The 11,752-nt window shown below is 66.3% G+C and carries 12 protein-coding genes and 2 pseudogenes; 2 read left to right on the top strand and 12 right to left on the bottom strand.

The window, feature by feature from the left end; genetic code table 11:
• Positions 1 to 224: 224 nt before the first annotated feature.
• Positions 225 to 1,332: pseudogene (locus AB5Y54_RS20785) on the bottom strand (NADH:flavin oxidoreductase).
• Positions 1,333 to 1,448: 116 nt separating this feature from the next.
• Here AB5Y54_RS20785 and AB5Y54_RS20780 point away from each other — a divergent pair.
• On the top strand, positions 1,449 to 2,354 hold the full coding sequence (locus AB5Y54_RS20780) for a LysR family transcriptional regulator (RefSeq protein WP_368154274.1): 906 nt from the start codon (positions 1,449 to 1,451) through the stop codon (positions 2,352 to 2,354).
• Here the strand turns inward: AB5Y54_RS20780 and tyrS are convergent.
• The gene (tyrS, locus tag AB5Y54_RS20775; RefSeq protein ID WP_279988693.1) at positions 2,349 to 3,614 is read right to left on the bottom strand and encodes a tyrosine--tRNA ligase; all 1,266 of its coding nucleotides are present in this window, start codon (positions 3,612 to 3,614) and stop codon (positions 2,349 to 2,351) included. The genes AB5Y54_RS20780 and tyrS overlap by 6 nt on opposite strands.
• Before the next feature lie 145 nt (positions 3,615 to 3,759).
• Between tyrS and AB5Y54_RS20770 the strand changes: the two genes are divergently transcribed.
• Positions 3,760 to 4,569: a LuxR C-terminal-related transcriptional regulator gene (locus AB5Y54_RS20770; protein WP_368154273.1), complete on the top strand. Its 810-nt coding sequence runs from the start codon at positions 3,760 to 3,762 to the stop codon at positions 4,567 to 4,569.
• A 48-nt stretch (positions 4,570 to 4,617) separates the two neighbouring features.
• Here the strand turns inward: AB5Y54_RS20770 and exeN are convergent, their stop codons facing one another.
• The 10 genes and pseudogenes from exeN to exeF all read right to left on the bottom strand — a co-directional run bounded on the left by exeN (position 4,618) and on the right by exeF (position 11,751).
• Positions 4,618 to 5,376 (bottom strand): GspN family type II secretion system protein ExeN, encoded by a 759-nt coding sequence (exeN, locus tag AB5Y54_RS20765; protein WP_109112592.1) that lies wholly within the window; start codon positions 5,374 to 5,376, stop codon positions 4,618 to 4,620.
• A complete protein-coding gene (gene exeM / locus AB5Y54_RS20760; protein ID WP_010675717.1) occupies positions 5,373 to 5,864 on the bottom strand; it encodes a GspM family type II secretion system protein ExeM in 492 nt (163 codons plus the stop codon). Before exeM ends, exeN begins: the two co-directional genes overlap by 4 nt.
• Positions 5,861 to 7,045: a GspL family type II secretion system protein ExeL gene (gene exeL / locus AB5Y54_RS20755; RefSeq protein ID WP_081331954.1), complete on the bottom strand. Its 1,185-nt coding sequence runs from the start codon at positions 7,043 to 7,045 to the stop codon at positions 5,861 to 5,863. The genes exeM and exeL overlap by 4 nt, the downstream gene beginning before the upstream one ends.
• 112 nt (positions 7,046 to 7,157) lie before the next feature.
• Complete coding sequence (exeK, locus tag AB5Y54_RS20750) at positions 7,158 to 8,177, bottom strand: GspK family T2SS minor pseudopilin variant ExeK (protein ID WP_368154272.1); 1,020 nt, start codon at positions 8,175 to 8,177, stop codon at positions 7,158 to 7,160.
• A pseudogene (locus tag AB5Y54_RS20745) lies at positions 8,167 to 8,241 on the bottom strand (type II secretion system protein GspJ); the annotation flags it as partial. The gene exeK and the pseudogene AB5Y54_RS20745, both read right to left, overlap by 11 nt.
• Positions 8,242 to 8,266: 25 nt before the next feature.
• Positions 8,267 to 8,908: a GspJ family T2SS minor pseudopilin variant ExeJ gene (gene exeJ / locus AB5Y54_RS20740; RefSeq protein WP_039040585.1), complete on the bottom strand. Its 642-nt coding sequence runs from the start codon at positions 8,906 to 8,908 to the stop codon at positions 8,267 to 8,269.
• A 44-nt stretch (positions 8,909 to 8,952) separates the two neighbouring features.
• Positions 8,953 to 9,306 (bottom strand): GspI family T2SS minor pseudopilin variant ExeI, encoded by a 354-nt coding sequence (gene exeI / locus AB5Y54_RS20735; protein ID WP_257707003.1) that lies wholly within the window; start codon positions 9,304 to 9,306, stop codon positions 8,953 to 8,955.
• A 65-nt stretch (positions 9,307 to 9,371) separates the two neighbouring features.
• Positions 9,372 to 9,935, bottom strand: a complete 564-nt coding sequence (gene exeH, locus AB5Y54_RS20730) for a GspH family T2SS minor pseudopilin variant ExeH (RefSeq protein WP_039040587.1) — start codon at positions 9,933 to 9,935, stop codon at positions 9,372 to 9,374.
• A gap of 47 nt (positions 9,936 to 9,982) precedes the next feature.
• Positions 9,983 to 10,414, bottom strand: coding sequence for a GspG family T2SS major pseudopilin variant ExeG (exeG, locus tag AB5Y54_RS20725; protein WP_010675723.1), 432 nt, complete (start codon positions 10,412 to 10,414; stop codon positions 9,983 to 9,985).
• Positions 10,415 to 10,530: 116 nt separating this feature from the next.
• Positions 10,531 to 11,751, bottom strand: coding sequence for a GspF family T2SS innner membrane protein variant ExeF (exeF, locus tag AB5Y54_RS20720; protein WP_045522076.1), 1,221 nt, complete (start codon positions 11,749 to 11,751; stop codon positions 10,531 to 10,533).
• Position 11,752 lies beyond the last annotated feature (1 nt).

Raw genomic sequence — 11,752 nt, 5'->3', positions numbered from 1 at the left:
CGAGCGGATCCTGGCCGCCTCGGCCGAGTTCGGCATCGCCCACCAGCTCGGCATCCGTCACCCCGACAGCCAGATGCCGCCGCTCACCTTCCAGCACTTCCCGGCGCTCGACGACTACGCCGACCTGCTTCCTCTCGGCGCCTGACACGCACAAGGCCCTCTTCACGAGGGCCTTGTCACATCAGCTCAACAGCCTGCCGAGCGCATACCGTTCATGAAAGCCCTCAGGCCGCATCGCGCGGGGCCAGCACCCCCATGCCAGCCAGGTAGTCGAGGGCGCTTGGGGTGAAGCCGACCTCCGTGAGGTGCGCCGCCGTGAAAGGGGCTGCATGCAGAGGCAGGCCGCGGCTCACCCGTTCCATCCAGTCCGGATTGCCAAGGGCCGCCGTGCCCACCGCCACCAGATCGGCGCCGCCGGCCAGAGCCCGCTCCGCCGAATCTGCGTCGCTAATCTTGCCCGCCACCATGAGCGGCACCCGCCCGGCCAACCCGACCCTTACCGCCTCCAGCAGGGCGCCGCCGTCGGGATCCCCCGCCACCGCCTTGAAGCTGTCCCCCATGGAGAAGTGCAGGTAGTCGATCCCCTCGTTCGCCAGCAGGCGCGCCACCGCCAGTTGATGGGCCAGTTCGATGCCCTGGATATGGGCATAGCTCTCGGGGGAGAGACGCACCCCGACCAGGAAGCCCCGGGGTAGACGGGCGCGAATGCCGCGCACTATCTCCACCAGGATCCGCGCCCGGTTCGCGAGGCTGCCCCCCCCAGCGGTCGGTGCGCCGGTTGTGCAGGGGGTTGAGGAAGTTGCAGAGCAGGAAGTGGTGGGCTGCGTGCAGCTCGACCCCGTGCAGGCCGGCGCCATGGGCCCGCTCGGCAGCGCTCACAAAGGCGTCAATGAGCGTCAGAATCTCCTCCTCGCTCAGCCCCTTGACCCCGAGGGGGTAACGCCCGTCCGGCGCCAGCGCGCACGGGCCGACCGGCGCCCCGTCGTTCAGCTCGGGCAGAGCCCGCATCCCGCCGTGATGCAGTTGCACCACCGCCAGCGCCCCGGCCTGCCGCGCACTGTCGGCCAGGGCCGTGAAGGCCTGCTGCTGGGCGTCCGTCATCAGGGCAGGCTGCCCCGCCCAGCAGCGCCCGCCGGGCCGCACCTGGGTAGCGGCGGCGATGAGCAGGCCGAAGCCGCCACGGGCGCAGCGCGCCAGCCAGTCGAGCTCGGCCTGGCCGGGATCACCGCCTGCGCCGCTCATGTTGTGGGTCAAAGGGGCCAGCACGGCCCGGTTCTTGAGCCGCAATCCGGCTCGCTCGAAGTGGAAGCTGTCGCCCAATGTCTTGTTCATCGTCCTCTCCCGGGATCGCAATGGCATGGCGGCCACTATAAACCCGGGCCACCAGGATATAATCAGGCGCACAAGCAAGACATTCATTCCCAGCAAGACACAATAGGCCACCCTTCATGAGTCACCACAAGCTCGACACCCTCTACCTGATGCGCCTGCTGGTCGCCATCGTCCGCTGTGGATCCTTCGCCGCGGCGGCGGCCCAGCTCGGCATCACCCCGAGCAAGGCGTCAAAAGATCTGCGCCACCTGGAGCAGAGCCTCGGCAGCGTGCTCCTGAGTCGCACCACCCGCCGGGTGCAACTGACCGACGCAGGAGAGCTCGCCTACCGCCAGGCCGACCAGATGATCGCCCTGCACGAGCAGTTGCTGGACGGCCTGCAGCGCCGCCGCTCGGCACTGTGCGGGGAGCTGCGCATCACGGCGCCGGATCTCTGGGGAGAAGTGGTGCTGACTCCGGTGCTGCTGCGCTTTCGCGCCGACCACCCGGAGGTGCGGATCATCGCCGACTTCAGCAATACCCCGGCCGACCTGCTGCGCGACAACCTGCACGTGGCGTTTCGCAGCACCGAGCTCGGCACCCAGCCCTACCTGGCGCGCCCCATCGCGGTGGACGATCTGGTGCTCTGCGCCAGCGCCGACTACCTCGACCTCCACCCGCCCCTCAGCACACCGCAGGATCTGCACCAGCACAGCCTCATCACCCGCAGCCAGGAGTACGGCCGCCACGAGCGCTGGCCCCTGCTTGCCCAGGGGCGCGAGATCCCTCTCGAGGTAGCGGGCGAGCTGGCCTTCAGCAGCAAGAAGGCTGTCCACCAGGGGATGCGCCAGGGACTGGGGATAGCCCGCCTGCCGCGCTACCTGGTGGCGGCCGAGCTGGCCGAGGGGGTGGTGCGCGAAGTGCTGCCGGACTATCGCCCCAAGGGGGCCCATTTCTACGCCCTCTATACCCAGCGCCGGGCCGAGTCGGCCCTGGTCGGCCACTTCCTCGACTACGTCATCGAGGCGCTCACCCCTTCATGAGCAGATCACCAGGTGGTACTGCTTCTTGCCCCGGCGCAGCAGCAGATAGCGGCCGAACAGCCGATCGTCGGCGGTGAGCGGCTCATCCCGGCGGATCGCACCGTTGACGCTGACGGCTCCCGCCGCCAGCAGCTCGCGGGCGATCCGCTTCGAGTTGGCCAGGCCGCACTCCACCAGCAGGGTCACCAGATCCGTTTCCCCCTTGATGGGGCTGCTTGGCATGCCATCTTGCGCCAGCTGGGCCAGATCGCTCTCCCCAAGGCGCGCTACCTCGCCACTGAACAACGATTCGCTGATGCGCTGCGCCGCCGCCAGCGCCCCCTTGCCGTGTACCAGTTCGGTCAGCTCGTCCGCCAGCACCTGCTGGGCCAGCTTGCGCCCCTGCCGCTTCGCATCCTCCGCCTCCAGCGTCTCAATCTCGGCCAGCGGCATAAAGCTGTAGTAGCGCAGGAAGCGGTAGACATCCTCGTCCGCGGTGCCGAGCCAGAACTGGTAGAAGGCGTAAGGGGAGGTGAGCGCCGGGTCGAGCCAGATAGTGCCCCCCTCGGTCTTGCCGAACTTGGTGCCATCGGCCTTGGTGATGAGCGGCAGCGTCATGCCATAGACCTGGGCCTGATGGAGGCGGCGGGTGAGGTCCATGCCGCTGGTGATGTTGCCCCACTGGTCGTTGCCACCGATCTGCAGGGTGCAGCCGAGGCGCTGGTTGAGCACGGCAAAGTCCTGGGATTGCAGCAGGGCGTAGGAGAACTCGGTGAACGAGATCCCCTGATCCGGACGGGCCAGGCGCTGGCGCACCGATTCGCGGGCCAGCATGGCGTTGACCGAGAAGTGCTTGCCGATGTCCCGCAGAAAATCGAGGGCGGACATCTGCCCCATCCAGTCGGCATTGTTGACCAGCAGCGGCGCCGCCAGCCCGTCGCTCGCCGGCAACAGGGCGCTTATCTGGGCCGACAGGCTGGCGACCCAGCCTTGCACCGTTTCGGCGCTGTTGAGGGTGCGCTCGCTTGCCTTGAAGCTGGGATCGCCGATAAGGCCGGTGGCCCCGCCCACCAGGGCCACCGGGGTGTGGCCCGCCAGCTGGAAGCGGCGCAGCATCAAGAGTGGCACCAGGTGGCCGATGTGCAGGCTGCCAGCGGTAGGATCGAAGCCGCAATAGACGGTGCGCGGGGTGGCAAGATGGTCGGCCAGCGCCACCGGGTCGGAATTCTGGGCCACCAGGCCGCGCTGGGTCAGCTCATCGAGCAGGTGAGGATTTGTCATGGAGGGCTCCAACAGCAAGAGAAAGAGGGCCATCCTCTCCGTTTGCGGTGCTGGCAGATATGTCCCCCAGGGGACAGTTTTGCCACTCCCGTGCTAGCATCCTGCCATCGTGGGGAAACCATTCCCTGACCCGGAGCCCATCGCCATGCCCCCGTCTCCTGCCACGGATACCCTGAGCCTGACCGCCGCCGTCGATGCCCTGCACGGCAGCGGCTTCCCGGCAGCCCTGGTGCGCCTCATCCAGCAACAGGTGGCGTTCGACTGTGCCCTGCTGCTCGGGGTGGGGCTGCGCCCCGTCTACCTCTACGACAACCTGCATCATCAGCGGGCCCTGCTGTTCGATCGCTACCTCACCCGCCACTTCAGTCAGGATCCCTTCATGCAGGCGCTGGAGCAGGGGCTGGGTGCCGGGGTCTGGACCCTGGCGCAGGTGTCGCGGGGGCGGCTCGACCCCGAGTATCGCCACCACTTCTATCAGGCCACCGGCTGGCAGGAAGAGGTGGGGCTGATCCTGCCGGTGCGCGGCGGCCTCACCCTGATGCTGTTTCTGGGCCGCCTCGACAAGCGCAGCTCCCTCAGCCGTGACGAGCTGACTAGGCTGGAGGCACTGTTCCCGCTGGTCCACTCCCTGTGTCGCCAGCACTGGCGGGAAGAGACACCCCGCCTAGCCCGCAGCCCGGTCAGGTCAGATGGCACTGACCTCAAGGGAGCCGTGGAGCAGGCTATCGCCAGTGTGGGGGGAGATCAGCTAACCCGGCGGGAGCGCCAGGTGGCGGGTTTGCTGTTGCAGGGGCTGGATACCGAGGCCATTGCCGGTGCGCTCGGCATCGGCAGCGGCACGGTGAAGAATCACCGCAAGCATCTCTACGCCAAGTTGAACCTGCACTCCCGGGCCGAGCTGTTCAGCTTCTTCCTCAATCACCTCATCACGGCGCCAGCCGGCGCGCCCCCATAACGACACCACCCCGCCGGGGCGGGGTGGTTCAAACCATGGGCAACGCCGTCAGATGCGGCCCTGATAACGCAGCGGGAAGCGCCCCTGCCCATCGGGCTGGCCGAGGAAGGGGAGCCCCTGTTTCATCTGGTCCGGCAGCTCAGGACCCGGTTTCAGGGTGCCCTGGAACAGGTACTGGCGATTGGCCTGCAACTCCAGCTTGCCCAGCACCTGCACCGCCTCCGAGCCCTGCTTGATCTCGGCCACCAGCCGGGAGTCGAGACAGGTGAGCGTGATCTCGGGATCCCCCAGGGCCAACTTGCCCGCCGGGGTGTCCGCCTGTGCGTCATACCAGTGAAGATCCCCGTAAAGGTTGTCGCACCAGGGATTGCCCTGGGCAAACTGGTCGATCTTGAGCTGCAACTGGCCCGCCGCCGTCAGCGGGAAGGGGGGTCTCATCGGCACCCGCTCCAGCACCCAGGGGGCCGGCGCATTCAGGGTGATGTCGCGCCCGAAAGCGGCACCGTTCCAACCCAGGATCCCCTGCCCGTTGAGTCCGCTGCGCTCGCCAAAGCGCACCGACACCTCGGGCGCCAGCCGCAGCAGGGACCAGCCATCGAGATCCCAGCGCAACTGGGTGAGGGACTCGCTGGCATATTGCACCCGGGCGGCCTGACCGCTCCAGAGGGTGCCGCTCACCCCCTCCAGCCGCACCAGATTGGGGGGCAGCGGCAGATGGCGCACCACCAGGGATGCAGGCAACTGGGCCAGCAGGAAACCGAGATAGGCCAGCAGGAAGAGACTGGCGATCACTATTTTTCGCTTCATTGGGAACGACTCAACTGCAAACGTCTGACCTTGACCAGCCCGGGGGCCAGCCCCTCGCGGGCCAGCTCGATGATCTGCACCTGGACGCCGTATTGATCCGAGAGGGTCGCAAGCCAGATCAGCAGATCATCGAACGGCACTGTGTCTATCCATACCTGCAGCTCCTGACCCTGGGGCTGCAAGCGGGCAATCTTGATCTTCTGATTGAAGGCGGTGCGGTTCACCACGCCGTCCAGGGTACCGCCAGTATCGATCTGGCGCCCCTGTCCCCCCTGCATCGCCAGCACCTCCTGCCCTTTCTCCTTGAGCCAGGCCAGGGTCTGCTGCTGGTTCACCACCTGCCGCTCGCGCTCGGCAATGCGATTTGCCACCGGCTGCCAGATCGCCCAGTAGAAGAGCCCGATGAGCAGCACGCTGCCCCCCACCGCCACCAGCCGCTGCTCGCGGGCACTGATGCCGCGCCACCAGCTCTGCAGTTTGTCCATCATGACGACCTCCCCTTGAGCACCAGCGCCCCTTCGACCTTGCCTTCGGTGCTTCGCACCTCACCCTGCTGCACCTCGAAGCGCTTGCCCGCCAGCTCGCGGAAACGCTCGATCTCGGTGAAGCCGGGGGCCGTCACCTGCAACCTCAGCTCGCCCCGGGCTGCATCGAAGCGCAGCACCTCGGGCTTGAGGCCGGGCACCTCGGCAAACACCGGGGCCAGCTCGGTCAGGAGCAACAGGACGCCATCCTGCGGAGCCTGTCCCAACTGCTGGAGGTGCTGGGTCATCTGGCTGCGCACGTTGACGATGCGCGTCTCCCCCGGGAAGATCCGGGTGTAGACCTGCCGGATCTCCGCCTTGAGGGCCTTGTCCTGTTCCGCCAGCTGGTGCAGATGCACACCGCGCTGCACCAGGGCCACCAGCAACAATACGCCTGCCAGCACCGCCACCTTGCGCCACTGCAACCAGTAGCGGGCGTATTCGGTCTGGGGACGATAGGGCCCCTGCAGCAGGTTGGCCTGGCAGGTCAGCGCCCCTTTCGCCAGCAACAGCATGGGCAGTTCCGGGTCAGCCCCCTGCCAGTTGCCCGCCGCCATGGCGGGGATGGGAGTATGGCAGTGCAGGGTGACGGGTTCGGTCTGCGCTGCCAGCAGCATGGCCAGCAGGGATTCCTCCGCCACTATGCCCTGACGGGGGCCCTGGCGGACCAGCCACTCCTCCCCCAGCTGCAGGGCTGACCAGCCATCGGCGACGAGCGGCAGTGCCAGCACGTCGGGCAGCAGGTGCAGGGTCTTGAGCCCTGCCTGCTCCAGCCAGCCGAGCCAGGAGTGCATCTTCCCCTTGTCCACCGCCATCAGATCCACCTCGCGGCCCTGATGGCCGAGCACCACCAGGTGCAGATCGTCCACGTCTGAGGCGATCTGCTCCTCCAGCAGATAGGGCAGGGCCGCCGCACTCTGGCGGCTGTATTTGCCCGGCAGATTGACCCGCCGGAAGATAAGATCGCTGCCGGGCACCAGGGTCACCACGGGGCGACCACCGGCACGCTCCTGCAGCTCGCCGAGGGCGTGCGCCGAGGCCAGGATGCCGGAGGCGATGATCTCCTGCTCCTGCGCCGACCAGACCAGCCAGTGCACTGGCTGCTGCGCATTGGTCCCCAGACGGATGACCAGACTCTCGCTCACTAATGTCTCTCCTGCCATGCCCGCTCCTCCCTCAGGGGGCGGGCGCACAGCCATGGGTTGCAGTCCAATCGGGGGATGCGCAGGTCAGCTGAAACCGCCCCACGCCCCCTTGTTATTCGGCGCCGCCGCTCAGGCGACGCAGCATCACCAGCTTGTTGTCCTTGCCACGCTGGAAGACGGTCTCAAGCCTGGCGCGGGTCTCCCCCACCTCCGCCAGCAGGCGGGCCTCGAAGAAGCTGCTCTTGATGTCCAGGGCGCCATCCAGCCCGGTGATGGCACCCGGCTGAACCTGCAACTGCTCCGTCATCTCCCGCTTGTTCTTCCACCCCTTCTTGGGGCGGCTGGTCAGCACCCGCTTGGCATCGTCCAGCCCGATCTTCCCCTGGTAGAGCCCCACCAGCAGGGCCGCCTGCTCCGGCCGGATGGTGTTGATGTTCACCACCAGCTTGTCATTGGGCAGGGAGCACACATAGGGGGCCAACCGGGCGTACAGGCTGGCGCTCACCCCGCGCACCGCCCGCAATTCGTCGGTGCCCAGCATCCGCTGGTTAGCCACCAGGTAGGGGGGATTGAGTCCCTCGTAGTAGGCATCCTCGGCACCGTTGCTCGAGACCAGCTGGGTATCCTTGTCGGTCCAGTCGCGGATGGCGTCCGTCAGCTGCACCGCTTCGTAATCATCCACCTCGAGCTGGGCGAGCAGGGCCCGGAACACCTTGAACTGGTAAGGCTGGGCCTCGAGATCGTCGCCGTTCTCCCCCTCCTTGAGGGGCACGCTCAGGCTGTTGAGGTTGAAGCAGGATTGCAGATCCCGCACCCGGCCCGAGAGAGTGCCATCCTCCACCGGGAAGACCCCGTCCTCCCGCGCCCAGTTCTGTCCCAGACTCACCCGATCCGGGTCATCCTTGAAGTCCTGGTTCAGCACCTTGATCACCAGGGCCTCCGCCGACATGGCATACCACCAGGCCTGCTTGCCCAGGGTGAGGTTGGCGGTGCGACGCAGCTCCAGTTGCAGGCGGCCGCTCATGTTGCTGGCGACGATCACCATCACCGCGAGGATGAGCAACACCACCAGCAGGGCCATGCCCCGCTGTCTGCCGGGGGCCAAAGGAGGGCGGGAGCGCTTAATTGCCATTGTCCGCCCTCTGGCCACCAGCGCCGATCAGGAACTGGCGACGTCGAATAGTGCCGTCATCCTCCGTGACGGACAGGGGAAAACGACGATCAGTTACCATTCTCTGCCCTCTGACCACCGGCTCCGATCAGGAACTGGCGGCGGATGGTGCCGTAGTCTTCAAGCTCCAGCTCCACCGCCAGCCCATAGGGCAGCAGGTCGCGCTGGGTCCACTCCTCCTTCCACTGTCCCTTGTCGTAGAAATAGAGGCGCAGCGCCGTCACGCCGGTCAGCACGGGCTGAATGCGCGGCTCGGTGCCAATGGCCGGATCCGGATAGAGGTAGCTCAACCGCTCCAGGGTCTGCCCCTTGAGACGCCAACCCACCCGTTGCAGGCCGGAGCGCGGCAATATGCCGTCCGGATTGAGCCAGCCGCCGCGAATGAAGGCCATGCCCCAGTCGTCGCTCTGCTGGCCGAAGCGGGACGCCGCCAGCAGCACCTTGTTGTTCTCGCCGTCGATGCGACCGCTGCGCGGCACCATCTGGGTGACGTCCCGCTCCAGCAGGCTGAAGGCGAGCTGCAGTTCCGAGAGACGGGCCTCCTTGCGCTTGGCCACCTCGTCGCTGGTCAGCACCCCTTGCAGCACCTGATAGGCACCCAGGCTCAGGGTGGCGAAGATGGCAATGGCCACCAGCATCTCAAGCAGGGTAAAGCCGCGGTGGCACGATGGGCGGGGGTTGCTCTGGATCATCGGCTGACACCGGCTCCGGATCATGGACGCACGTTGATGAATGTTCATCGGCTGAGATAGGTCCGGATCATGGCCACCGGGCTCTCGGCCTTGGGCGCGGTGCGCACTTCCATGTCCAGCGCCCTGAAGTTGCTGTCCGCCGTGGCGACGCCGCGATAGCGCCAGTACCAGGTCTGCCCGGCCATCTCCTCGTCCCCTTCCACCCAGCTGTCTCCCGGCCACTTGCCTTCGAGCTTCTGCTGCACCAGCTGATTCTCCACCACCCAGGTCGCCAGGGTCTTCTGCTCCAGATAATTGAGACCGGCCAGGTGTTCGCTCGCGGTCTTCATCACCGCCAGCCCGGCGATGGCAAACACCGCCAGGGCCACCATGACCTCCAGCAGCGTCATGCCGCGCACCCGGGCGGGGCCGCCCGACAGAGCGGTGCGACGCGCTAGAACGCCCCCTGCGGGCCTGGCGCTCCTCACTCTTCTTCCTCTTCATCCTGCAACAGGGAGAGACGACCGAACTCGTCCCCCCTGACGGTGCGCAGGTAATGCAGATCCTCGTCCTGCTGGCTCAGGGTCAGCACGAAGGGAGAGAGCTCTCCCCCCGGAAAGACCAGGATCTGGGGTGTCCGCTCACGCTCGTCCCGACCCTGCTCCTGGCGTTCGTCCGACGCAGTGCGCCAGTTGAAACCTTCCAGCTCCACCGCCAGGGTCATCCCCTCCGGCAACGTCACCGGCCCCAGCAGCTTGTCACCGGTCAGGGCGCGCCACTTGCGATCCTTGGGATCCCGGGACATAAACTGCCAGCCGTTCTCCTCGACCCGCAGCCCCAGCAGCCTGCCATCCATGACCGAATACTCCTGGGCCTGCTGCAGGGTCGCCATGAAGCGGCGCGCCTGCTTGTCGAGCTCCCGATCCCCCCTGGCGCCCCCCATGCTGAGGGTGACGGCGGTCGCCACCAGTCCCATCAACATGGCGACCAGCAACACTTCCAGCAGGGTAAAACCGGCCTGGTGACGGGCCCAAGAGGCCACCTTCATTCAGGCAGCCCCGGGGTGGCGCAGTGAGCACGACGCGGCGGAATCACTTATTGGAAGTCCTTCAGGTTCCAGTTGCCGATGTCGTCATCGGTCCCGGCTTCGCCGTCCATCCCCATGGAGAAGATGTCGATCTTGCCGAACTGGCCCGGGCTCAGCAGCTGGTACTGGTTGCCCCAGGGATCCTGCGGCAGGCGCTTGATGTAGCCCCCTTCACGGTAGCTGCGCGGCTCAGGGGATGCGGTCGGCTTGTTGACCAGGGCGTCCAGCCCCTGCTCGGTGGTGGGGTAGCGGTTGTTGTCCAGCTTGTACATGTCGAGGGCGTTTTCCAGCGCCACTATGTCGGAGACCGCTTTTTGCTGATCCGCCTTCTCCTTGTTGCCCATCAGGTTGGGCACCACCAGGCTGGCCAGGATCCCCAGGATCACGATGACCACCATCACTTCCAGCAGGGTAAAACCCGATTGACGACGCTTTTGCATGACTGACTCCCTAACGAAATGAGATGGCATGAGCCATCAACGATTAACTGTTAAACCACGATCGTTCGATTGAATTTGCAGGTTCGAATGGCGAAGCCTATTCGGGCACCCGACCCTCACAGATTCACCATGTTGTTGAGCTCCAGGATCGGCTGCAGGATCGACATCACGATAAACAGCACCACCCCGGCCATGGAGACCACCAGCATGGGCTCGAACACCCCGAGGGCGATGTTCACCTGGGTTTCGAACTCCCTGTCCTGGTTGTCCGCCGCCCGCTCCAGCATGCTGTCGAGCTCGCCGCTCTGCTCGCCCGAGGCGATCATGTGCAGCATCATGGGCGGAAAAATTCTGGTTTCATCCAGCGACTTGCGCAGGCTGGTCCCCTCCCGCACCCGCTCGGTGGCCTCGCCGATACGCATGCGGGCATAGTCGTTGGAGAGCACTTCCCCGGCGATCTTCATTCCCTCCAGCAGGGGCACTGCGCTGGCGTTGAGGATGCTCAGGGTGCGGGCAAAGCGGGCGGTGTTGAGACCGCGGCTGACCCGACCGATCACCGGCAGGCGCAGTATCACCTGGTGCCAGCGACGGCGGCGCTTGTCGTCGGTCAGCCACCAGCGCCAGATCAGGCCGCCAATGCCAAGGAGCAGCAGGAACCAGAGGCCGTAGTGCTGCAACAGCTCGCTGGTACCGATGAGGAAACGGGTGGTGCCCGGCAATTGCTGGCCCATGTGCTCGAACTGGGCCACCACCTTGGGCACCACGGCGGTGAGCAGGATGGAGATGACCCCCACCGCCACCAGGGTGAGGACGATGGGATAGATCATCGCCTGCAGCAGCTTGGTGCGCATGTGCTGGCGCTGCTCGGTGTAATCGGCGAGACGGTTGAGCACCTTCTCCAGATGACCGGACTTCTCGCCGGCCGCCACCATGGAGCGGAACAGCTGGTCGAACACATGGGGGAAGGCCCCCAGCGAATCGGCCAGGGAATACCCCTCCACCACCTTGCTGCGCACCGTCGCCACCAGGCTGCGCAGGTGGGCCTTCTCGCACTGTTCGGCGACCGCCTTGAGGGCCTCCTCGATGGTGAGACCGGCCCCCACCAGGGTCGCCAGCTGGCGGGTGATGAGGGCAAGCTCCGAGGTGGAGGCGCCACGGCGAAACAGCACGAAGCGGTTCGCCTCCCGCTTGGCCTTCTCGGTGGTCTCGTTCACCTCGAGGGGGGTCAGCCCCTGCTCGCGCAGCAGCTGGCGCACCTGGCGGGCGGAATCCCCTTCCAGCACGCCGCTCTTGTTGCGCCCCTTGCCGTCGAGAGCCTTGTATTCAAATGCCGCCATC

The organism is Aeromonas sp. s9 (assembly GCF_040907765.1).
GTDB classification, from domain to species: domain Bacteria; phylum Pseudomonadota; class Gammaproteobacteria; order Enterobacterales; family Aeromonadaceae; genus Aeromonas; species Aeromonas caviae.
This window is presented reverse-complemented; position numbering and strand designations above follow the sequence as displayed.

Excerpts from the sequence above, each read along its gene's own strand:
- AB5Y54_RS20780 (WP_368154274.1), top strand. The coding sequence starts at position 1,449 with ATGAGTCACCACAAGCTCGACACCCTCTACCTGATGCGCCTGCTGGTC.
- tyrS (WP_279988693.1), bottom strand. The coding sequence starts at position 3,614 with ATGACAAATCCTCACCTGCTCGATGAGCTGACCCAGCGCGGCCTGGTG.
- AB5Y54_RS20770 (WP_368154273.1), top strand. The coding sequence starts at position 3,760 with ATGCCCCCGTCTCCTGCCACGGATACCCTGAGCCTGACCGCCGCCGTC.
- exeN (WP_109112592.1), bottom strand. The coding sequence starts at position 5,376 with ATGAAGCGAAAAATAGTGATCGCCAGTCTCTTCCTGCTGGCCTATCTC.
- exeM (WP_010675717.1), bottom strand. The coding sequence starts at position 5,864 with ATGATGGACAAACTGCAGAGCTGGTGGCGCGGCATCAGTGCCCGCGAG.
- exeK (WP_368154272.1), bottom strand. The coding sequence starts at position 8,177 with ATGGCAATTAAGCGCTCCCGCCCTCCTTTGGCCCCCGGCAGACAGCGG.
- exeJ (WP_039040585.1), bottom strand. The coding sequence starts at position 8,908 with ATGATCCAGAGCAACCCCCGCCCATCGTGCCACCGCGGCTTTACCCTG.
- exeH (WP_039040587.1), bottom strand. The coding sequence starts at position 9,935 with ATGAAGGTGGCCTCTTGGGCCCGTCACCAGGCCGGTTTTACCCTGCTG.
- exeG (WP_010675723.1), bottom strand. The coding sequence starts at position 10,414 with ATGCAAAAGCGTCGTCAATCGGGTTTTACCCTGCTGGAAGTGATGGTG.
- exeF (WP_045522076.1), bottom strand. The coding sequence starts at position 11,751 with ATGGCGGCATTTGAATACAAGGCTCTCGACGGCAAGGGGCGCAACAAG.